The organism is Sphingobacterium faecale (assembly GCF_016746095.1).
GTDB lineage: Bacteria > Bacteroidota > Bacteroidia > Sphingobacteriales > Sphingobacteriaceae > Sphingobacterium > Sphingobacterium faecale.
On the sequence record NZ_JAERTY010000002.1, the window covers coordinates 84,235 to 106,147 of the forward strand.

A 21,913-nucleotide genomic window follows, 5' to 3' on the forward strand; every position below is an offset into this window, starting at 1 on the left:
TAATAGGTTATCTAGCGTGTGCGATTTCGTTGGTAAGCTGTACAAAGTCCGCTACTGTAAGGCGTTCTGCGCGCAGCTCGTATAACGGATTGTCACTCATTTTATCCTTTTGTATTACTGCCGATAAGGAGTTGCGTAATGTCTTTCGACGTTGGTTGAATCCTGCTTTTACCACTTTCCAGAAAAGTTGTTCGTCACAATCTAATTTTTCTACCTGATTACGAGTCATACGCATCACACCCGAAAGCACTTTAGGAGGAGGGTTGAAAGCTCCTGCTTTGACAGTGAATAGATATTCCACATCGTAGTAGGCTTGTAAGAAAACACTAAGTATACCGTATTCCTTACTACCCGGTTTGGCAACGCAGCGCTCTGCTACTTCTTTCTGAAACATGCCTGCCATCTGTACCACCCGGTGCCTTTCCTCTAGAATCTTAAAAAGAATCTGTGATGAAATATTATACGGGAAGTTGCCGATAATGGCCATTTTGGCTCCAAAATATTTGGAAAAATCCAGTGCTAGAAAATCTCCATGAATCAGACGATCCCCCAGTTCGCTATATTTATCTGCTAGGAAAGCAATAGACTCGTCGTCTACATCGATAAGAAATGTTTCGTATTCTGTTTTTTGTAGTAGAAAATCAGAAAGGACACCCATGCCTGGTCCTACTTCCAATACCTGTGTAAAGCCTAAGGAAGGAGTTAGAGCCTCCACGATACGCTGTGCAGCATTTTTGTCGTTTAGGAAATGTTGGCCGAGATGTTTTTTTGCGCGTACTGTACTCATGTAAAATGTCAAAAAGTGAAATGTCCTAAAGTCCAAAAGTAAAAAGTAAAAAGAAGAAAACCGCCATCAATCTTTAAAATAAAGGAGCAGAGTGTTTTTCCTTGCCTAATTTTTGTTACTTTTGAGTATAAAAAGCTTTATTGAAATGAGTGAAAAATTAAAAGTAGGTATCAGTATAGGTGATTTAAACGGAGTCGGAATGGAAGTGATTATTAAATCACTGATGGACAATCGCGTTTTAGAATATTTTACGCCTATAGTATATGGTAATACTAAAAATGCGTCATTTCATCGTAAAGCAAATAATATCAACGATTTTAGCTTTAATGTCATACAAAGTCCAGAACAGGCTAATCCTAAACGTGCCAATATTATTAATTGTTGGCAGGAAGATGTCAAGATTACATTGGGAGAAGAGAACGAGATAGGAGGCAAGTATGCTTTTATTTCTTTGGATAAAGCTGTTGAAGATTTGACTGCAGGAAAGCTGGATGCGTTGGTCACCGCGCCAATCAATAAACATAATATACAACAAGAGGGATTTAGGTTCCCCGGACATACGGAGTATTTACAGGAAAAAGTGGGTGCAGACGATGTCCTGATGTTTATGCTTTGTGATGATTTGCGTGTCGGTGTCGTTACTGGACATGTGCCGATCAAAGATGTTGCCGTTCAGATTACAGAGGATGCAATTTTGAAAAAACTACGGTTGATGAACAATAGTTTGAAAAAGGACTTCTGGATTCAAAAGCCAAAGATTGCTGTGTTAGGCTTGAATCCTCATGCTGGAGATAATGGCGTAATCGGTACAGAGGATGAAGAAATCATCCGGCCTGCCCTTGAAAAAGCTAATGCGGAGGGGATTCTTTGTTTTGGTCCTTATCCTGCAGACGGATTCTTTGCCTCGGATACTTATCTCAAATTTGATGCAGTGCTGGCGATGTATCACGATCAGGGACTTATTCCTTTCAAGCATATTGCTGACCGTAAGGGAGTAAATTATACGGCAGGACTGCCTATCGTACGGACTTCTCCTGACCATGGCACAGGATATGATATCGCGGGTAAAAATTTAGCGTCACATGAATCGTTTCTCGAGGCTATTTTTACGGCTGTACATATTGTCAGGAATCGTAGGGAGCAGAGCGAGCTGAGTGCTAGTCCGCTGGCATTTCGTAAGCTGTCTCGAGATCGAGACTAGATCAGTGACATAATTTACTAGGTTAATAGTTCAGAATATTCTTTTAAAATAAGTACTTTTGTAACTTGTTAGACCCCTAGGTCTGTATGCGCAAGCTATGATAGAACAATTGCAACACCCTATATTTTCCATTATTAGAGATTTGGCCGATAAAACGGATACAGCCTGCTATGTCATTGGCGGGTACGTCAGAGATAGGCTGATGGGTAGGCCTTTTAAGTATGATGTGGATATTCTTGTAATTGGTTCGGGGATTGAGTTTGCCACCTTATTGGGAGAACAATTGCATACTAAGGTCGCTCTTTATAAATCGTTTGGGACTGCTATGCTTTTATACGATGGGCTTGACGTAGAGTTTGTAGGAGCGCGGAAAGAATCGTACCGTAGGGATTCTAGGAAACCGATTGTGGAAGACGGGACATTGGAAGATGATCAAAATAGACGCGACTTCACTATTAATGCGATGGCTTATTCCTTGAATGGGGCTACTTTCGGGCAGTTGCTGGATCCTTTTAATGGTTTAGAAGATATACAGAGTCGAACCATACGTACCCCATTGGATCCTAACGAGACTTTTTCTGATGATCCTTTGCGCATGATGCGGGCGATACGATTTGCCACCCAGTTGAACTTTCGTATAGATATTCAGGCTATCCAGGCCATTGTTGACAACAAGGAACGCATCAAGATTATCTCCAAAGAGCGTATTGCCGATGAGCTTAACAAGATCATCTTGTCGACCAAGCCATCTGTTGGCTTTCGCTATCTGTTTGACACCGGCTTATTAGAACTGATATTTCCAGCTATGCAGCAGCTGTATGGTGTAGAGGTGATTGATGGCCGAGCACACAAAGATAACTTTTATCATACCTTGGAGGTATTGGATAATGTTGCCGAATTGTCTGACGATCTATGGTTGAGATGGGCAGCTATCATGCATGATATTGCTAAACCCGCGACTAAGCGATTCGATAAAAAAGTGGGATGGACTTTCCATGGACATGAAGATAAAGGTGCACGTATGGTCCCCAAGCTTTTTGCCGAACTGAAGCTTCCTTTGAATGAGAAGATGAAATTCGTTCAGAAATTAGTACAATTGCACCTTCGACCTATTGTATTGGCACAGGATATCGTGACTGATTCGGCTGTGAGGCGGCTATTATTTGAAGCAGGAGATGATATCGATGCGTTGATGCTTTTATGCCATGCTGATGTAACGACAAAGAACGAGTTTAAGAAAAAGAAGTATAGAGACAATTTCGAATTGGTCAAACAGAAACTTAAAGATGTTGAAGAAAGAGATCATCTGCGGAATTGGCAGCCACCTGTTACAGGGGAGGATATTATGCATGTTTTTGGCTTAAAGCCAGGAAAGCAGGTGGGGATCATAAAGAATGCTATTAGAGAAGCTATATTAGAGGGCGACATCCCTAATGAACGGAAAGCAGCCTATCAGTTTATGGTGGCCCGTGCTAAGAAACTTGACTTAGAACCAAAAGAAACATTGTCCTTAGCGGCATCAAAATAAATTATATTTTTACATTTGGATAAGCGTCAGCTTATTTTCAATTTTGATTATGGCTATTTATAGATTTAGAGTAACATTTGAGGATTATGAAGATGTATATCGGGACATCGATATGCCTTCAAAAAGTACATTCATGGACTTGCATCAGGAAATCCATAAAAGTACAGGCTATCAGGCCGACGCATCCTCTTCATTTTATGTAAGTAATGATCAATGGAAAAAGGGAACCGAAATCGCTCTTATGCCGTCTCCTCGTAAAGTTGATGCCGGTGTGCTTTTGATGGAGGATATCCGACTGAGTAAGTTTATTGACGACCCGCATCAGAAGTTTTATTACATCTATAATTTTGATCGTCCTTACGATTTTCATGTCGAATTAATAAAGATCCTTAAGGAAGAAGACGGTAAAGAATATCCGGCGATTTTTAAATCGGTCGGCCAGGCACCAAAGATGATTGCCGCAGCTAATTTTCCGGTTGCCAGCGAAGAGGATGAGGATGAATATGTAGAAGCAGAAGCTGCAGAGGAGTATGGTGTCGATGAAGATGATGACTATGATACTATGGATGGGGATGACGAAGAAGAAGGTGCTGATCAAGAAGAATTCGGTGGTGGTGAAGAAGATTATTAGCCTATAGTGGTGGATACACAAAATAAAAAGACTTTGGTCGTAGTGGTAGGGCCTACAGCAGTAGGTAAGACAGCTACGGCTATTTTTTTGGCACAACATTTTGCTACCGAGATATTATCTGCCGATTCAAGGCAGTTTTATCGAGAGATGTCGATAGGTACCGCCAAGCCCGATGCGGCGGAGCTGCAGGCTGCGGTACACCATTTTGTGAATTCACATTCGATAGCGGAGGAGTACTCTGCCGGAGATTATGAAAGAGATGCGTTACAGTTGCTCGACCGACTCTTTGAAAAAAAGGATGTCGTCGTTGCAGTAGGAGGTTCCGGTCTATTTATCAGAGCGCTGACTGAGGGGCTTGACGATTTGCCCAAGGCACCTGAGGGAGTGCGGGAACGATTGAATGCACAGCATGAACGGGAAGGTTTAGCTCTTTTGAAACAGCGGCTTCTGGAGGTGGATCCTGACTATTATGAAGTTGCTGATATAGATAATCCGCAGCGTGTGATACGTGCACTGGAGGTCTATGAAGCGACAGGTAACCCTATATCTTATTATCAGAAAAATAAAGTTAACGAACGCTTCTTTGATGTAGTCACGGTGGGGCTTAATATGGAACGTAGCCAACTGTATGAGCGTATTAACCGGCGTGTTGATAAAATGATGGAGGCCGGATTAGAAGACGAGGTAAAATTCTTGTCCAGCTATCGTAACCAACCTGCATTGCTGACCGTCGGTTATGCTGAAATGTTTGATTATTTTGATGGAGAAATATCGTTGGAAGAGGCCATTGAAAAAATTAAGCAAAATTCTAGGAGGTATGCCAAGCGACAGATCACCTGGTTTAAGAAGTACGGAAATACGACCTGGTTTGAGCCCGGTCAACTTGATTCTATAGTTAAATTTGTGGAGTCCAGATTGTGATCAACGGGCTATATTTGACCGGTATATCCGATAGCAATCATTTGAGCATTATTGGATGTTGCTTTTCTTAAACATTCTAATATGGCCACCCAATATGGGGTGATTTCGTCATTTGTAGTTTTAAGATTTATTGTTTCTACACCCTTAAGAGATTTTAATTCCGATATTTTTTATTTATTAGCAGATTAGTTGTTAATCATTTATATTTATTCGTTGTAAATATTCATCTATAGGATCAAGTCCACTTAACGCTTGGGTTCGCAGTATTGTTTTTCCCTCTGGATCGATTAAAACAAAAGTCGGGAATAATGTGATTTTGAATTTTTTCCCGTTGATATTAGGGTTTTTACTGCTCCTATTATAAGAAACCTGCGGCCAATCCATCTGTTGCTCCTTTAGAACTCTATCTAATGATGACATATCTTCATTGTTTTCGTAGGCTATGCTTATTATCTGGAGGTTTTGGTTATATTTTTCTCTGATTTTTTTTAAATCAGGGATACCTTTAATACACAGGCCGCACCAGCTTCCCCAGAAATCTAATAGTAGATACTTGCCGCGAAAGTTTTCTTCCTTAAGCTGTTCTTTATTTATATAATTTACAGCAGGAAAGATATTATATTCAATAGGTTCTATGTATTTAAAATCAATGTTGCTTTGATCTCCATCCATTGCGTATAAGTTGCCTTCAATTAGAACCGTATCTCCAATTCTGTTGGATGGAGACACAATGTTTTTGTATTTTATTTCAAATAAATAGGGCTTTTGATTCTCTTCACGTAGGGTAATCTTTATTTCGACTTTTTCATCCAAATTGAAATTCCCTTGGTAGACCCAGTTTTTTAAGATCTTGAATTTATCCAGTTTGGCGGGTTCTCCATTTCTTTCGGTAGAAAAAGAAAAGGTCGGAATTTTATTTTCTTTGTCCGGATATGTAACAACAAATTCATCTTTTGGTTGAACGGGATATATAGAAAAATTCTTTTTATCGAGATTTGAATCCAAATATTTGTCAATCTGTATACCTAAATCGGTTTCAAAATAGTTGTCGGGAGTATTGAAGAGATAAGTTTTATCATTTCGAAAATTATCATCTTTGTTTTCATCAATTATCAGTCGAGTTTCGTGTGGATATATATAAACAATTGCATTTATCGTATCAGTTACAAGTTCGTTTCTTACATTGGTCGAAGGTATTAGATAATAAAAAAAAGAAATATTATCATTTGCCTTTTTGTCGTAAACAAATTTATCCAGAGTTTTGGTGTCGTTGAGGATATGTGGACGATAAGTAGTCTTATAGTGATTTGGAATGTCTTTGTTTAGACTGAGTTTTACTGAAAAATCTTGACCTATTAGTCTGTTGGTATAAATTAAGATGGTAAAGATTGTTAAAAATAAGTATTTCATGAGTTTGTCGTTTTTTTATGTATTGCTAGAAAATAAGGACAGTCATTTGAACGTTATCATCTGAACCAAATCCACCGAGAATTCTTTTTAATTCATCCCTTGTCGATATTTCATCATTTGACAAGCCTTTAAATTTATTGGCATTGGAGATATTCAGTATTCCCATTTGTGTATTTATAAGTGGTTCTTTTTCTTAAAGATAGGGTGTGGCTTTGAATATTCAATTTTTTTTTACTTTGTTTTAAGTAGTGAATTTTATTTTGATAGGATTATATTAAATACTTTGATCTGTTTGTTTAAACATATTTGTGTTTTATATCACCACACTCTAGAGAGAGGCGTGCGAGTCAGTATTCTTTTGTATGAAAAGTTTAATTTGCACTATGACAGTGCGTTTTCTTTACTTTTTTGCACTGTGATAGTGCATGTTTGGCTATATTTGGATAAATGAAATCAAAAATGGAAGATTTGTTTGTGTACTCGAACCGTTTTATAGCTGAGGTGAATACTGGTTTTTGTTACGTATATTTAGCGGGATGGTGTCGGATACCCACAAATTAATTAAGAGACATCTCATTTGAAAACATGAAGGTGTTCGTGTTAGGGTTTTCAATCTCAAGTCTGCGGACTTTTGTAGAGTAATCCATCTTTATTATCTTATTTCCGTTTCGTACTATGAAAATATCCACTGGGCTCCTATAGTTTCTCATGTCTTTCGTAAATGGAAGCCAAGATTGCCTATCCTCTTTTAAGTGTTTTGCAGTAAAATCTGAAAAAGAGTCTTTTTTTCCATCAATCAGCTTAATCGTTTCTAAATTTCCATCTATATCAATAATGCCTTGAAACAAATAGGATATATTTTCATCGCTTAAGCTACGTATTGAGCTTGTCAAGTTGTTTAGGGCTGCTACTAGATTCTTCCAATCTTTGTTATAGGTTGCTGTGATGTATTGGTTAAGCGTATGTCGTATTGCAAAAAAAGCTGAGTCTCGATTTATTATCATATTTAACGCTTTGCCTTCATGCCATGTAGGAACTTTGTCTAAATACAGACTATCAAAAGAAATGTTATATGTTTTCTTAAGTCTATATAGATCTCCATCAAAAGATAGGTCATAATATTTTTTGCTTTTATTAGAAATAGTATGGTCAGTCACTAACGTTAGATAAACTGGTGCTGCTTCTTTGAACTCTATAAGGACTTCATTTATTTTAGGATATTGCTTTAAATTTAGAATATCAGGATATTTTGAAAGAAAAAGTTTTATGTCCTTTTTCTCTTGTCCTCTTGTGGATAGTGCGAAGAAGAGTAAAGCTATCAAGCTGGGAAATTTTATGAAAACTTGCTTCTGCATATTCTTTACATTTTAGGTTATGGCAAGTCACTGTTGAGTGTTCTGCTTTTTGAATCTAGGGTCATTAAGGTAAAGATCCAGTAATTTTTTTTGTCTTTCCTTTGACACAGGATCTAGGATTATGGCTCTTTTTAACAGCATGTTTTTATATATGAAGTCAAATGTTAATCTTATGTCGTACTCCAAGTGGTTAAGTTTATTGATATCTTCCAAAGTGATCGGAGATATAGAGCCTAGACCGTGATTAAGATAATAAGTAGCTTGATTCGGACCTGCTTTAAAAGGACCAATATCTCCAGGACCGGCATATTTTTGTATCGCTTTAACAGCTTGGGCCAGCGGATTATACTCGGGCTTTTTTTGCGCGAAAGCATTTATAAGTATTGTGCTTGACAATAAAGACATTATGATATGTTTCATCATGTATTTACACTTAAAATATTATCCATGTATCGGGCGCCCCGTTCCCTTAGTTGGATACAAGATCGTGTTTTGTCTTAGTGTTTCAAATTATTTTTATCACACTATCTGCATTAATCTCCTGAAAATGCCGCAACGGCTTTAAAGTCGCTGTTTTATGGAGAAATATATTTGAAATATGTGTGATAGTTCGGATTTATATTAAAATGAGCGTTACCCTAAATAAGAACAGCGTCCGAGATAATCGGACGCTGTTCTTATTTTTTATAATTCTGTTACCTATATATTTTCTAGATTTTTCTGCTCCTCCACCGGTTAATGGAGAAGCAGAAAAGTGAAGGCAACAAGAGGGCATTATACGATGAAGTTCCATCCAAATGGATCTTCAATCTTGCCATAACGCAACTGATTAAGATAGTCTAACACTTTTAGCGAAAATTCGCGGCCCTCTACCGGAGGCAAAGTATAGTCTTGTCCGTGGAATCCAATACGGTCGATATGCGTAATCGTTGCTGCGGTACCTGCGGCAAAAGCTTCGGTCACTGTACCGTTTTTAATTCCTTCAATAAGCTCTTCAACAGACACTTTACGCTGTTCGGTTTTATAGCCCCATTTTTCAGCGAGTTCCATGATAGTACGACGCGTCACACCATGCAGGATCGTGTCACCGTGCGGAGTTATGATGGTATCACCTATACGGAATATTAGATTGGCTGTTCCGGCTTCCTCGATGTATTTATGCCCGGCGGAATCTGTCCACATGATCTGATCATAGCCTTCGTCATTGGCCAACTGGGTTGGGTATAAAGAAAGGGCATAATTACCTGCATTCTTGGAGAAACCAACACCCCCTTCCGCAGCACGTGTATAATGTGTTTCTACTTTTAGCGATATAGGCTTGCTGTAGTAAGCACCTACCGGACAGGTAATAATGATAAATTTATAAGAGATAGAAGGATGGACACCTAATGCTGCCTCTGTAGCAAACATAAACGGACGTATGTATAAAGCCGTTCCTTCTTTTGAAGGGATCCAATTACGGTCTATATCCAATAGTTTTTTTAATCCACCCAAGAATATATCTTCAGGTACCTCTGGCATCTGTAAACGCGAAGCTGACTTATTGAAGCGCTCCCAGTTTTTGTCAGGGCGGAAGATACTCACTGTGCCATTTTCGAATTTGTAGCCTTTTATTCCTTCAAATATGGCTTGGCCATAGTGTAATGCAGACATGGATGGACTGACGGCGATATCGCCGTATGGTTGGATGCTGATATCGGTCCATTCTCCATCATTATATTCGGCCACCAACATGTGGTCTGACATGATCTGTCCGAATTTTAAATTGTTAAAGTCTACTTGCGAGAGTCTTGATTCTTTAGTTGGCTCTACGCGAATTGAAATTTGATCTGTCGCGCTCATATCAATGATATAGTTTTTGAAAGTCGCAAGTTAGGAAAAAAAAAGTGGGTTTTCTTTCATTTAATGGGTAACAAATAAGAAATCGGGATTATATATCAATAACAAAGTGAATCCTAAAGAGGGAAAGACAGATTGTAAACTAAAAAAGATAAGTATGAAAAAATTTTTACTCGCATTAATGTTATTTGGAATTACATTTTTCGCATTTGCACAAGAGCGGCAAAAGGGAGATCTCCAGATCGGAGTCCAGGGCGGAGCTAGCTTACCTGTTAGTAACTATAAAAAGATTGGCGAAGCAAAAACAGGATTTTATTCCGGATTGTTCATAGACCAATATTTTAAAGGTAATATGTTTGGACTAGGTGTTGACGCACGTTATATCCGGAATGATGTGTCCAAGATGGACAGCTTCTATTTTGAAAATGGACATATATCGACAAACTATAAAAATAAAGCCCGTTTTCAAGATTACCTTTTTACCATAGGTCCGAGCTACAAGTTTACAAGGGATAGATTTCATATGGAGGCCTATGTGCGGGGAGGGATCATGATGCAGTATTTTCCCGAATATGATCGTATCTTAAGTTATTCCGATACTCGAGGTACGTATGATTATCCCATTAAATCTACGACCAATGACTCGACCAACAAAGCAAATAGCTGGGCGGGACTGGGAGGTTTACGGTTCAATTATATGTTGAATGCCAATCTTGCCCTATTTGCACATGTCGATTATGTACAGAGTTTTGGGACAAAGTTTGGGAATAAACCTAGTCAGTTTGCCGTAAAAGAGAGCGTGGCTACTGCCAACCCAATAACGGCCTCGACGACTATAAAAGGATACCTTGATCACTATGAGGAAGTTCCGGTGGTCAAGAATACACTGCATCAAACGGTGCAGGCGGGTGTAGGTATAAAGTATATTTTTTCTAGACGAAAGCCAGAGCCTGTAGCACTCATCGCACCTAACACGGATCGATATGATGAAGTGGTTAAAACCAAAGTAGAAGTAAAGGATATACAGATCATGGTCAGGGACAAACAGACTGATTTGGCGCTGAGTGGTGTTATTGTGTCCATAGAAGGGGTGAATACAGATGAAAAATCAACAACGGATGCTAATGGGTTGGCAAGTAAGTTACTGGGGGCAAAGAGCGGTGTTTATAAGGTCGTGGGTGAAAAGAACGGGATTAAGACTCCTCTTTTAACCTTAACCGATGCTGATTTTAGTACCAATAGCAGTGTTATTTTTAAAGAGATATTTCATGATGACCCTCGCTTTACATTGATAGGAGAAACATTTGACTGTACGTTAGAGCGTAATTTGCCTAATATCAACACAGTTTTAACAAATAGCGGTACCCGGATCAACTCCAGTCAGATATCAGATGCGGAGGGTAAATTTATATATCAGTTGGATGCTCATTCCGATTTTACCGTCATGGCTAATCAAAAGGGTCAGTATTCCCAAACAGAGATTGTCACAACGAAAGGGCTGGATCGTGGACAAACGTTGTATGTGACTTTAAAACTGGGCGTTTGTGATCTGGAAAAGGATGGTAGCTGGGTGTTGAAAAATATCTTGTATGATTTTGATAAAAGTAACATTCGCTCGGATGCAGCGCTGGTACTGGATAATGTCGTTGCGATAATGAAACAAAACCCAAGTCTACGCATAGAACTTTCAAGCCATACCGATAGTCGCGGTGACGGTATTTATAACCAAAAGCTGTCTCAACGACGGGCGGATGCTGCTGTCGCATATTTAGTCAACAATGGAATTGCTAAGGACCGATTAGTTGCTAAAGGTTATGGGGAGTCAAAACTGCTGAATGGATGTGGTAATGGTGTTAACTGCTCGGAAGAACAACATCAGGAGAATAGAAGGACAGAAATCAAGATTTTGGATTACACGAAATAATGCGGAGGAAAGATTATGAACAACGAAGTAGAGGAACACCCATTGTACAATGAGGATGAGTTCGAAAAAATCAGTCTATTTAGTTTTATTATCGGTTTTTTTATCTTTCTGTTTAAACATATTATTAACCCTTGATGTAACTGGAGATAGAAATAGGAGTATAAACAGCGTGGTTATTCCTATTATATAATAAGGTAGGTTTGAAGATTTCTTCAAACCTATTTTATTGCCTATCCCTGTATAATTTATGTTGGCCCAATACCATGGGTTTTGCTCTGTGGGATCTGCGGCTAGTAGATAAGCTCGCTTGGCTTCTCCTAGGGCGCAGATGGGATCAGCAGTTTCATTCAGTTCTTTGTAAAATGAGGTTGTTAAATCCAGCATGGTTTGGTCGTTGGCAAACCAGAAGGTAGAGATGACCGAGGGTACGTTCTTACTCAAAAACACCCGCTGTATGCTTTCGGTACCTTCTGATGGCAGAGGTCTACCATAGCCTGTGTTACAGGCAGAAAGGAATACCAAAGGTGTTTTCATTTCATAAAAGCGTAACTGATTGGTCGATATAATCTGGTTCATGTAGATAACAGGTGCTGCAGCGGTATCTAATATGGTGTGTGCGGCTATATGCACAATATGAGGTTGGGCAAATTGCTCGCGTATGATAGCGTCATTTTGCTGCTCAGGGCCGATACGCTGTGTTGAAAAATGACTGCTAATATTTTCTACCTCCTTGTCTACAAACTGTAGATTGGGCAGAGGAAGTGGGTACTGTGAACGATAAAGGACGGTTATCTTGGAATTATCAACAGTTTTGTTGGTTAGAAAATCAAACAGTAAAAAGGAGTTCAGATAAGCAAAGTTGTGTTTTTTTACCAAAAAATCATCGTTATATAGTGCGTCAAATGGAAAACCATACAATTGGGCATCCAAAGAAACAAATAGGTTATGTTGAGCTCCGTCGATCTGGGGTAGTAGTTCGCCTGTCAGATATTGGGCCTTCTGATTATACGCTTTAGGATTCCGGTTATAGTTATTGGGTGTATCCCCGAAATATTCCGCCTTGAAAGCAAGGAGATTGCGTAACGGATCAGGTGTAGTCGTTTTTTTAAAGCTAAAGCCTTGGTTTGATTTATGAATGATAGTGATGCTACTGTCCCGGTGTACGAAATAGGAATAAAAATCACTGTCTGGCCTATTGAGATACTTTAAAAACTTTGCTTTTTGAGGTTCAAACTGTATGGTTTCAAAATAACGTTCCGATAGTTCGAATTCCAACATTACCTTTTTGAGTCGTTCGGATAGTCTTTTCTTTTCATCGGTGTCGACAGCCATGTCTATTTTTCGGTAGATATCCCGGATTGTCTGCATCCCTAATTTTGTTCTTTCGGATGCATTTTCCCAAATTTCTGAACGATTGATTTCGTTGATCAATAGGCGGGCCTTACTGAGTTCAATACACCAAAGAAGTTGTTGTACAACCTCTTTTTGCTGACTAAGACCGGGGATATTCTCAATGAGGGCAATTAGGCTTTCAATGGTCTCTTTGTTGAGTATATTGTTTCTTAGCTGATCCCTGCTGCTGACGATCAGTTGCTGGGTTCGAAAGTCATTTTCTATTGCCCATTCATAATAGTATAGAGCGGAGTCTAGTTGTTCCATCGCTACATGGATCTTTGCTTTTCCTAAAAGCGACTGTGTATACGTATAATCCAGTACATAGGATTTGCCATCTGGTTTGAAGTAGTACAGCGTTTTGTTGTAAGCATCGAGTGCTTCCTGATAAAGCGCTTTGCCCTGTAGGAGGTTTCCATTCATCAAGGTCAGCTTAGCTTTGAATCTGTTCTGTTCGTTAGGAAACTCTTTTTCGACGAGATGGATAGCTCGTGTGACGAGTCTATTATCTTGTTCTAGGTAGCCTTTTTGGCCTAATGCAGCAATATACCAAAGTAAAGTATCGCCCTGTAATTGACTCTTTTCAAAGTATTGTAATGCAAGATTGTTATAGTGTGCACTTTCTTTTTTATGCTGTTCTTCTTCATATACAGAGGCCAGTGTGTTGAACAGCAATGCATTTGAAAGCGGGCTGGCAGGAGATTTTATTGCCCGGAATAAAACTGTTTTTGCACTATCTAGCTGACCATTGTATAGGTAGGCATTCGCTAGATTGTTGTATAGACCGCTCTGCTCATTATGATCTCCGGTCTCGAGTAGTGCTTTTTGTAAGAGAGAAATTGATTTTTGCGTGTCATTTATCCGTATGTATTGATTAGCCAAGGGTTTTATGATCTCTGTGTTTACGTCTCTGATCTCTACAGGTGTTGATTTTACATAGTTGTAGGCTTTTTCATAATATTTGACACTTTCTAAGTTGTTTCCGTGCTGTAAAAGGCCGTACCCCATAAAAATAAGACCATAGAGATACATCTCTTTTTGATAGCTGCTTTTAGCAGTTACGGTTATTTGGTTGAAAAAAGAGTCAGGGTTGTCGGCATAAGAGTCTGGTTTTTCATAAGCGATGCTTTCAAAACCTTCGAAGATAGAGTCTAATTGGTCTTCTGTAAAGACATCTGCTGAGGGTGAGCTGACGGGTACTGACGGGCTGTGGCAGGATGCTAGCAATAGGATATATAGCGGTAACCATAGTGCGCGCATTGCTTAAAACCTAAAAATCCCGTAAATCCCGCCATTCCATTGTTGCGCTTTGTCATAGGCAAAGCGCAGACCTAATGCTGGCCCTAGATTGACACTACCCACATTGAGGTCGAGAAAAGGGTTGATTTTTATTTTACTGTTTGTGCTAGATAGCTCTTTAGGGTCGGTATAGGTCAGGTCTACTATACCGCTGGCAGCATCGCGTTGAAAGTAATATGTTGTCTGCCCGGAGCTCTTGGTGTTAAAATCCTTACGTATACTAGCGCCTGCGCCCATTGAAAATAAAGCATTGAAATTATAACGCAGTTGTATTGGTACTTGAATGGTGATGTAATCTCGTTTTTCTTCCTCCCGGATAGCATTATACGTAAAATAGTCTTGCTTGCCGTCTACTAGATAAGAGTGTTCGCCTTTTTCTTCCCTTCGAGGTGATTCGCTTTCCCGTTTGAAATAGCTGGTATAGAGCTCGACTTGCCAATAGGGCTTGCGGTAGGGAGCCGTCGGAGCGATACCGATACCTATTTGATAGCCGGTTTTAAATTTATGACGGAGATTGTTTTCCTGAGGGGTGCCGAACGTATGGCTGGCACCTAGGGTGACAAACGGTGATAATGTCCGCAAAAAGCGTGTAGTAGCCGTATTGGTTTTTATCGGTGGATTGTTGTCAAAATATATATTGGTATAAGCGTTAAAGGACTTGTTTTTGAGCTTTTTCTGAGTTTCTACCTCAAATAGAATAAAACCTTTAGTACTATCCATATCCGTTATATCCTTGGCTGCTGTCCCCGGAAGCGCTATGTCTTTGAAATGAAAAACTAACGTACCGTCGTCTTTTAGGTAGTAGCGATAGCATCCACGGCTGTCGTTTGTTTCGCAGCTGTCGCACTGAGGGTATAGTGCCTTCAGTTTGAAGGTGTTTTTTACAATTTCATCAGGTATGCGCATTTCTAAACGGACATTTTTTGCATCTCCCTCTCCATCATTCTGAAATTGAACTTTATAGGTCATCGTTTTTCGCTTTTTCTGAAAACGGTAGTTCATTCGTGCAGGCCTGATAGACATTTTGTTGGGATCATGAGATTTTACAACTGGGATATCTACTTGGTGGACATTTGCGAGGCCATCTTCAGGGATAAATACGCCCGTAATCGTGACAATTGCGTTGGTATCTACCAACATGTCAGCGGTAACGTCAAGGTTGACTAGGGAAAACTGCTGATCTCCCTGAGCGGGCTCTATTTCATAGGAGGTCAGTGAGTTGTAAGCTCCGTATAGATCTTTAAAATAACTAATCGCTTGTTGTTGGTTCTGGAATGTAGACACTTCTTTGATCCCATAATCTGGTGATCCTGTTTTTGTAAATGTAGACTGCTTTACATTAGCCCACAGCCCCTGAAGGTTATTGGTAGCGACCAAGGTATCCATGTTTTCATGGTAATAGGCGGTTTGATGGGCATATTTGAATCCATCGAGGCCTGCTGCTTTTTCGTTGGATAATAGGTATATTTTGCCTTTTTTGCCAGCAGTCTGCACCCCTATAAGCAGTGCGATATCCTCTCCAGGCTTTGCGTCCGATAGTTTGAATATTTGAAATATACCATTCGAAGCAAAAAAATTCTGTTCAAAACCATTGGCGTGTATGCTGGCTAATGCCGATGGCGGGGCCGTGTTTTTTATTTTGCGTGTGGGGCGTTTCGGTTTAGGGCCATCGTCATAGTTATTGACGGCATATAAAGATACTTCATATTCTCCTGGCTTGGCGTATTGATGTACGGGCTCGGCTTGGGTACTAAAATGCCCGTCGCCAAAATCCCATAAGTATTTGTAATAAGGAGCTCTGCCACCTGGAACTTGAACCAATGGACGTAATATAGGCTTGAAAGACACGCCATTCGGAAGCTGTTGAACATCTATTTTACTTTCAAAGGTATCGACCTGTATAAGGTTACTGTCTTGTTGGGCATGAGCGAGAGAAGTACTTAAGAGAAAAAATAGGGTAATAATCCAAGGTGTTTTCATAGCGGTCTACCTAGAGGTATATCGGTTCATTAATAATTAATCTACTTGTATTCAAATAAAACGATGCTATATAGCTTCGCTCTCATCATGTTCTTAAAGGGACATATAAACATAATTAAAATTCTTTTCATATACAATATAATCTGCTTGTTCGTAGGAAATTCACTTTTTCTTAAAACTTTGCTGTTGATGATCCAATGCTGTCATGAAAGTTTTATTATCACCGAAATATTTTTACATTTACAGCATAATGGCCAATTAGATGCATATAGACCAGGTATATATTCAGTATCTCAAGGACAATGACAATAAAGGCATACAGCTTATATATAATAAATATGCCAAACAGATTGTTACCTTGATTAAGCAAAATAGTGGATCAGAAGATGATGGATATGATATTTTGCAGGAGTCTCTTATGGATATTTATCATATGGCTCATGAACGTAATTTTGTGTTGACAACTAGTTTTGGATCTTTCTTATCTTTAGTGTGTAAGCGTAAGTGGTTGAATGCGTTGAAGAAAAAACAACGGGAGCAGGTAACAAATAATGAGGATGAGTTATTATATGTTGAGGACAAGTCATACATGGAGTGGGAGAAAATGTTATTGCAGGTAGAACGGGAAAATCATGTTATGGAAGTACTGGGGACGTTGGGGCAGAGTTGCCAAGATATTATAAAACGTTGCTTAGTAGAGAAACAACAGGAGAAAATAGCCGAATCTTTGGGAATCAGCTATGCTTATCTGCGAAAGAAAAAGAGTGAATGTATGTCCACCCTGATAAAAAGAGTTAAAGAAAGTAATATTTTCAAAAGTTTAAAGTAATGGAAAACCATTCGGAGAAAATACAGGATTATATTGAGGGACTTTTAGAAGGAGAAGAGCTCGTGATGTTTGAAGCCCAGCTGGTTGTCGACAAAGAGCTCAGAAATATGGTGGCTCTACAAAAAGAAGTATACGATATTCTTAATAAAAGAACTCCTATACAAGATAATTCTGTGAAGTTAAAGATGACTTTAGATGAAGTTAATCAGCGTTACAGGGATTCCTCTAATTCTTCCAGGGGCTTCATCAAGAGGTGGCTGCCTATAGTTGCAGCGGCTTGTTTGCTCATCGTTGGCAGTCTGTTTTTCTTTCAGCGTTCGGACGAATTATACGAACTCCCCACTATGCGTTCCGAAATTGTACGTGGCAAGACAGAGAATATATCTTATGAAAATGCTGTGCAGGCATTTAACAACGGTAAGTATGAGGAAGCAGGAGAAATCTTATCCACATTGCTGGATGGTGCCCCCGAACAGATTCAGTACCAATATTATCTGGGACTCAGTTACATCGGTAGTAAACAGTGGAGTAAGGCAATTGATCTGCTTGTACCTATAGCGAATGGGCCGTCGGTATTCTCTACCGAATCAAACTACTATCTGGCATTAGCTTACTATGAAAAAGGGGACACAGATAGTGCTAAGATGTGTTTAAATAAGATTCCTGCAGAAGGTTTTACAGGAGAAAAAGCTGATAGACTGCGTAAGAAAATGGATTAATAATTACGCATGATTTCTAATAAAGAATCTAAATATTCTCTGCTGTTGGATAGGCGAGGTACTTTGTTCTGTCCACCAAGCTTACCCCTGTGTTTCATCCAGTTATAAAATGTCGATGGAGGAGCTTGGTGAATAATGGGCTTATTAAGTGCCATATTTTTAAAACGCTTGGCGTCATAGTCTGAATTGATTTCACGGAGCTTTTGATCCAATGTATCGCAAAAAGTATCAAAACTAGTAGGAAGTTTGTCAAATTCTATGACCCACTCGTGCGCTCCAGCTTTACCTTCGTTGAAATAAACGGGGCCTGCGGTATAATCTCTGATATTGGCTCCAGTTGCAAGACATGCCGCATGGAGTGCTTGCTCCGCATTGTCTACTATTACTTCTTCACCAAAGGTATTTATATACTGCTTCGTTCGTCCAGATATCTGAAAACGATAAGGTGAAAGGGATGTAAACCGGATTGTATCTCCTATTTTGTATCGCCATAGTCCAGCATTTGTGGATATGATAAGCGCATAGTTTTTACCAAGCATGACTTCATCGAGTCCTACGGTTTTAGGATTTTCATCTTCTAAAAACTCCATAGGTAGGAACTCATAGTATATCCCATAGTCGAGCATCAGTAAAAGATCGTCAGAATCAGATTGGTCCTGAAGTCCGAAATACCCCTCCGAGGCATTATAATTCTCGAGATAATACATGTTTTCGGAGGGAATCAATTGCTTAAACTGCTCCCGGTAAGGTTTAAAACTGACACCTCCATGGCCATAGAATTCGAGATTAGGCCATACTTCTAGAAGGTTGTCTTTTTTGGTGATTTCTAAAATACGATTGGCCATCACCATATTCCAGGTGGGGACACCTGCTAGACTGGTTACATCTTCTTTTATAGTAATCTGTGCTATCTGTTCGATTTTCTCTTCGAAGTTGGGATTCAGCGTTACATCCAGATTGGGAGTGCGTTTGAATTCGGCCCAAAAAGGAAGATTGCGGATCAGTATGGACGATAAATCTCCATAATAGGAGTCAGGGCTAAAATTGTTGATTTGTGAAGAGCCTCCAATTACGACTGATTTTCCGGTGAATACCTTGTTTTCGGGCTTGTTGTGGCAGTAGATCGATAGCATGTCTTTCCCACCTTGGTAATGACATTCCTCTAAGGCTTCTATGCTTACAGGTATGAATTTACTACGATCCGAGGTTGTTCCAGAAGATTTTGCGAACCATTTTATATCCGATGGCCATAAGATATTTTGCTCGCCTTTTATCATACGATCAATATATACTTTGATGTCGTCGTAATCGCTTATAGGTACTCGTCTTTTATATTCCTCTGGAGTTAGTATACTTTTATAATCGTATTTTTTGCCCCATTCTGTTGCTTCAGCTGCAGATATCAGATTTTGGAACCATTCTTCCTGAACATCGTGTGGATATTTCATGAAAAGCTCAATCTGATGTATACGCTTTTTCATGATCCATGTGAAGATAGAATTCAGGATTTCCATAAAACTTTTATTGTGGTTATAACTTTTTACGTCTTAAGACGAAATTTTGACCAAGATAGAATTTTCTAGCCATTTCGCTATCTGCGATTTCTTCAGGGGTACCTGTTAACATTATTTTGCCCTCCGTTAATAGATAGGCTCGATCTGTGATAGATAATGTCTCCTGTACGTTATGATCTGTGATCAGTACTCCGATATTTTTTGCTTTTAGCTTAGCAACAATGGTTTGTATTTCTTCAACAGCGATGGGGTCTACACCGGCAAACGGCTCATCTAATAAAATGAAATTAGGATTGGCTGCCAATGCACGTGCGATCTCCGTACGGCGACGCTCACCTCCGGAGAGTAGGTCTCCTCTGTTTTTACGTACGCGATGTAAACTGAACTCAGTCAGCAGTTCTTCAAGTCTGTTCTTTCTATCTTCCTTATTCGGGTGATGTATTTCTAGGACAGCGAGGATATTGTCCTCTACAGAGAGCTTGCGGAATACAGAGGCTTCCTGAGCGAGGTATCCGATTCCTTTTTGAGCACGTTGATACATCGCATCTTTTGTTATCTCTTCATCATCTAGAAATACATGACCGTCGTTTGGCTTTATTAGTCCTACGATCATATAAAAAGAGGTCGTCTTTCCAGCTCCGTTTGGACCGAGAAGACCTACGATTTCACCCTGTTCGACGTGAAAGGACACATCGTTTACTACCGTACGTTGTTTGTATTTTTTAACCAGGTGTTCTGCTCTTAGTATCATTCTGCTAAGTAAAAAATCAAAATTAAAAATTAAAAAGCAAAAAATATATAAAACTCTCTGCTGTTATAGCGTGATTGCTTTAATATCGTATTCCTTTGATGTTCAGTTGTAGGTTCTTTTTACCTCGCCAATTGTTCTCTTCTATGCTGTAGCAGATATCAAAAGATTTTTTACTATTGAGGTGGCTAATATGTTCTGCTAGTCCAAAGGCTATACAGTCGAAACTCGGAGAGCCTTCTTGGATGCTGGTAAACTTGAGGTGATTGCTACCTACGATATATGCCGATCCATGTAAATTGACCTTTCGGGAAATAAATATAGGAGCCTCATTCTGAGGGCCAAAAGGTTCGAATTGCCGAAGGATTCTATAAAATTTGGTGTCAATATCTTTAAGATCTATCTCCGCTTCTATAGAAACTTCCTGTTGGAGCATTTCTGGTTTTATGGAGCGTTGTACGACCTCTTCAAACTTCGTTTGGAACAGTGAAATGTTCTTTTCTTGCATGGTGAGGCCAGCCGCATATTTATGACCACCAAATTGGTCTAAGAGATCGCTGCATTCGCTGAGTGCTTCATAGAGGTCAAATCCTATCACCGATCGTGCCGAGCCAGCAATATGTCCATTAGTCCGCGTCAGTATAACGGTAGGTCGATAATAACGTTCTGTCAATCTTGATGCGACGATACCTATAACGCCCTTGTGCCAGTCCGATTTATAAAGTACGGTTGATTTTCTAAGTTTGTCTGCCTCGTTGTTTTCTATAATAGAAAGAGCCTCCTCTGTTATCCTTAAGTCAAAGTCCTTTCGTACATTGTTCTGGTCATCGACGGCAGCGGAATAGTTCGCTGCTTCATCTTTTGATTTCGATATCAGAAGATTGACTGCTCCTTTTGCATGATCTATGCGCCCTGCAGCATTGATTCGGGGGCCTATCTGAAAAACAATGTCATTTATGGAGAAAACACCTGTTTTGTTGGACGACAGTTCTATTAGTGCCTGTAGTCCTACAGATGGATTAGAGTTCAGTTTCTTGAGTCCAAAGTGAGTTAATATCCTATTCTCGCCAGTAATCGGAACAATGTCTGAAGCGATACTAACAGCGACAAGGTCCAGGTACTTATAGGCCTCTTCCATATCCATTTCATTTTTCTGTATAAATGCTTGGATGATTTTAAAGCCTATTCCACATCCGGAGAGTTCTTTATAAGGATAGGGACAATCTGTACGTTTGGGGTCAAGCACCGCGTAAGCATTGGGAATTGTGTCTCCGGGTAAGTGGTGGTCGCCAATAATAAAGTCTATGCCATGTCGACTTGCATATTCTACTTTTTCTAAAGCTTTGATTCCACAATCGAGTGCTATAATGAGGGAAAAGTCATTAGCAGCAGCGTAGTCGATACCTTGGGTGGAGATGCCATAACCTTCGGCATAGCGATCTGGGATATAATATTCGATCCGAGAATGAAAGGCACGAAAGAAACTATAGACAACGGCTACAGCGGTGGTTCCATCTACGTCATAGTCCCCATATATCATAATCTTTTCGTTGTTGCCAATAGCTCGTTCGATACGGGAGATCGCGGTATCCATATCCTTCATCAGGAAAGGATCATGCAATTGTTCTAGAGAAGGTCTGAAAAAGGTCTTGGATTGCTCAAAAGTATAAATCCCGCGATTAGCCAACAATTGAGCAACGATAGAATTTACTCCTAGTTCAGATTGTAATTTATGGATTATATTGCTGTCAATTTTTGGTTTCAGGACCCACCTTTTTTGCATACCTTTGCACTATATTTTGTATGTAAATATACATTTTCTAGGTATGGTTACCT

17 protein-coding genes are annotated in these 21,913 nt (G+C 39.5%); 7 read left to right on the forward strand and 10 right to left on the reverse strand.

The genetic code is table 11. From position 1 onward, the window contains the following. Nucleotides 1-7: 7 nt before the first annotated feature. Nucleotides 8-787: a 16S rRNA (adenine(1518)-N(6)/adenine(1519)-N(6))-dimethyltransferase RsmA gene (rsmA, locus tag JKG61_RS03300; protein WP_202101577.1), complete on the reverse strand. Its 780-nt coding sequence runs from the start codon at nucleotides 785-787 to the stop codon at nucleotides 8-10. 145 nt (nucleotides 788-932) lie between these two features. Here rsmA and pdxA point away from each other — a divergent pair, with 145 nt between their 5' ends. The 4 genes from pdxA to miaA all read left to right on the forward strand — a co-directional run bounded on the left by pdxA (nucleotide 933) and on the right by miaA (nucleotide 5,068). Further along, the gene (gene pdxA, locus JKG61_RS03305; protein ID WP_202101578.1) at nucleotides 933-1,988 is read left to right on the forward strand and encodes a 4-hydroxythreonine-4-phosphate dehydrogenase PdxA; all 1,056 of its coding nucleotides are present in this window, start codon (nucleotides 933-935) and stop codon (nucleotides 1,986-1,988) included. 97 nt (nucleotides 1,989-2,085) lie between these two features. Then, nucleotides 2,086-3,516, forward strand: a complete 1,431-nt coding sequence (locus JKG61_RS03310) for a CCA tRNA nucleotidyltransferase (RefSeq protein ID WP_202101579.1) — start codon at nucleotides 2,086-2,088, stop codon at nucleotides 3,514-3,516. A gap of 49 nt (nucleotides 3,517-3,565) precedes the next feature. After that, a complete protein-coding gene (locus tag JKG61_RS03315; RefSeq protein WP_202101580.1) occupies nucleotides 3,566-4,147 on the forward strand; it encodes an IS1096 element passenger TnpR family protein in 582 nt (193 codons plus the stop codon). Between the two features lie 9 nt (nucleotides 4,148-4,156). Continuing rightward, entirely contained in the window at nucleotides 4,157-5,068 is a 912-nt protein-coding gene (gene miaA / locus JKG61_RS03320) for a tRNA (adenosine(37)-N6)-dimethylallyltransferase MiaA (protein WP_202101581.1), read from the forward strand. 192 nt (nucleotides 5,069-5,260) lie between these two features. Here the strand turns inward: miaA and JKG61_RS03325 are convergent, their stop codons facing one another. The 4 genes from JKG61_RS03325 to JKG61_RS03340 all read right to left on the reverse strand — a co-directional run bounded on the left by JKG61_RS03325 (nucleotide 5,261) and on the right by JKG61_RS03340 (nucleotide 9,675). Next, nucleotides 5,261-6,478 (reverse strand): TlpA family protein disulfide reductase, encoded by a 1,218-nt coding sequence (locus tag JKG61_RS03325; RefSeq protein WP_202101582.1) that lies wholly within the window; start codon nucleotides 6,476-6,478, stop codon nucleotides 5,261-5,263. Between the two features lie 557 nt (nucleotides 6,479-7,035). Continuing rightward, nucleotides 7,036-7,833 carry a hypothetical protein gene (locus JKG61_RS03330; RefSeq protein WP_202101583.1) on the reverse strand — a complete coding sequence of 266 codons (798 nt, stop codon included), beginning with the start codon at nucleotides 7,831-7,833 and terminating at the stop codon, nucleotides 7,036-7,038. Between the two features lie 27 nt (nucleotides 7,834-7,860). Continuing rightward, nucleotides 7,861-8,256 (reverse strand): hypothetical protein, encoded by a 396-nt coding sequence (locus JKG61_RS03335; protein ID WP_202101584.1) that lies wholly within the window; start codon nucleotides 8,254-8,256, stop codon nucleotides 7,861-7,863. A gap of 351 nt (nucleotides 8,257-8,607) precedes the next feature. After that, nucleotides 8,608-9,675: a branched-chain amino acid aminotransferase gene (locus JKG61_RS03340; protein ID WP_202101585.1), complete on the reverse strand. Its 1,068-nt coding sequence runs from the start codon at nucleotides 9,673-9,675 to the stop codon at nucleotides 8,608-8,610. A 154-nt stretch (nucleotides 9,676-9,829) separates the two neighbouring features. Here JKG61_RS03340 and JKG61_RS03345 point away from each other — a divergent pair, with 154 nt between their 5' ends. Next, complete coding sequence (locus JKG61_RS03345) at nucleotides 9,830-11,596, forward strand: OmpA family protein (protein WP_202101586.1); 1,767 nt, start codon at nucleotides 9,830-9,832, stop codon at nucleotides 11,594-11,596. 75 nt (nucleotides 11,597-11,671) lie between these two features. Here JKG61_RS03345 and JKG61_RS03350 read toward each other — a convergent pair whose 3' ends face one another. Together JKG61_RS03350 and JKG61_RS03355 are read right to left on the reverse strand one after the other, a co-directional pair. Further along, nucleotides 11,672-14,248 carry a CHAT domain-containing protein gene (locus tag JKG61_RS03350; RefSeq protein ID WP_202101587.1) on the reverse strand — a complete coding sequence of 859 codons (2,577 nt, stop codon included), beginning with the start codon at nucleotides 14,246-14,248 and terminating at the stop codon, nucleotides 11,672-11,674. Between the two features lie 3 nt (nucleotides 14,249-14,251). Then, the gene (locus JKG61_RS03355) at nucleotides 14,252-16,267 is read right to left on the reverse strand and encodes a PKD domain-containing protein (protein ID WP_202101588.1); all 2,016 of its coding nucleotides are present in this window, start codon (nucleotides 16,265-16,267) and stop codon (nucleotides 14,252-14,254) included. A 262-nt stretch (nucleotides 16,268-16,529) separates the two neighbouring features. Here JKG61_RS03355 and JKG61_RS03360 point away from each other — a divergent pair, with 262 nt between their 5' ends. Both JKG61_RS03360 and JKG61_RS03365 read left to right on the forward strand, forming a co-directional pair. Continuing rightward, nucleotides 16,530-17,096, forward strand: coding sequence for an RNA polymerase sigma factor (locus JKG61_RS03360; RefSeq protein WP_202101589.1), 567 nt, complete (start codon nucleotides 16,530-16,532; stop codon nucleotides 17,094-17,096). After that, complete coding sequence (locus JKG61_RS03365; protein WP_202101590.1) at nucleotides 17,096-17,815, forward strand: tetratricopeptide repeat protein; 720 nt, start codon at nucleotides 17,096-17,098, stop codon at nucleotides 17,813-17,815. The genes JKG61_RS03360 and JKG61_RS03365 overlap by 1 nt, the downstream gene beginning before the upstream one ends. On the opposite strand, the gene JKG61_RS03370 is transcribed toward JKG61_RS03365, so the two are convergent. The 3 genes from JKG61_RS03370 to recJ form a co-directional block, all read right to left on the reverse strand. Then, nucleotides 17,812-19,329 carry a GH3 auxin-responsive promoter family protein gene (locus JKG61_RS03370; protein ID WP_202101591.1) on the reverse strand — a complete coding sequence of 506 codons (1,518 nt, stop codon included), beginning with the start codon at nucleotides 19,327-19,329 and terminating at the stop codon, nucleotides 17,812-17,814. The genes JKG61_RS03365 and JKG61_RS03370 overlap by 4 nt on opposite strands. A gap of 16 nt (nucleotides 19,330-19,345) precedes the next feature. Then, nucleotides 19,346-20,080, reverse strand: coding sequence for an LPS export ABC transporter ATP-binding protein (gene lptB, locus JKG61_RS03375; protein WP_202101592.1), 735 nt, complete (start codon nucleotides 20,078-20,080; stop codon nucleotides 19,346-19,348). Nucleotides 20,081-20,159: 79 nt separating this feature from the next. Beyond that, entirely contained in the window at nucleotides 20,160-21,860 is a 1,701-nt protein-coding gene (gene recJ, locus JKG61_RS03380; RefSeq protein WP_202101593.1) for a single-stranded-DNA-specific exonuclease RecJ, read from the reverse strand. Between the last annotated feature and the right edge of the window lie 53 nt (nucleotides 21,861-21,913).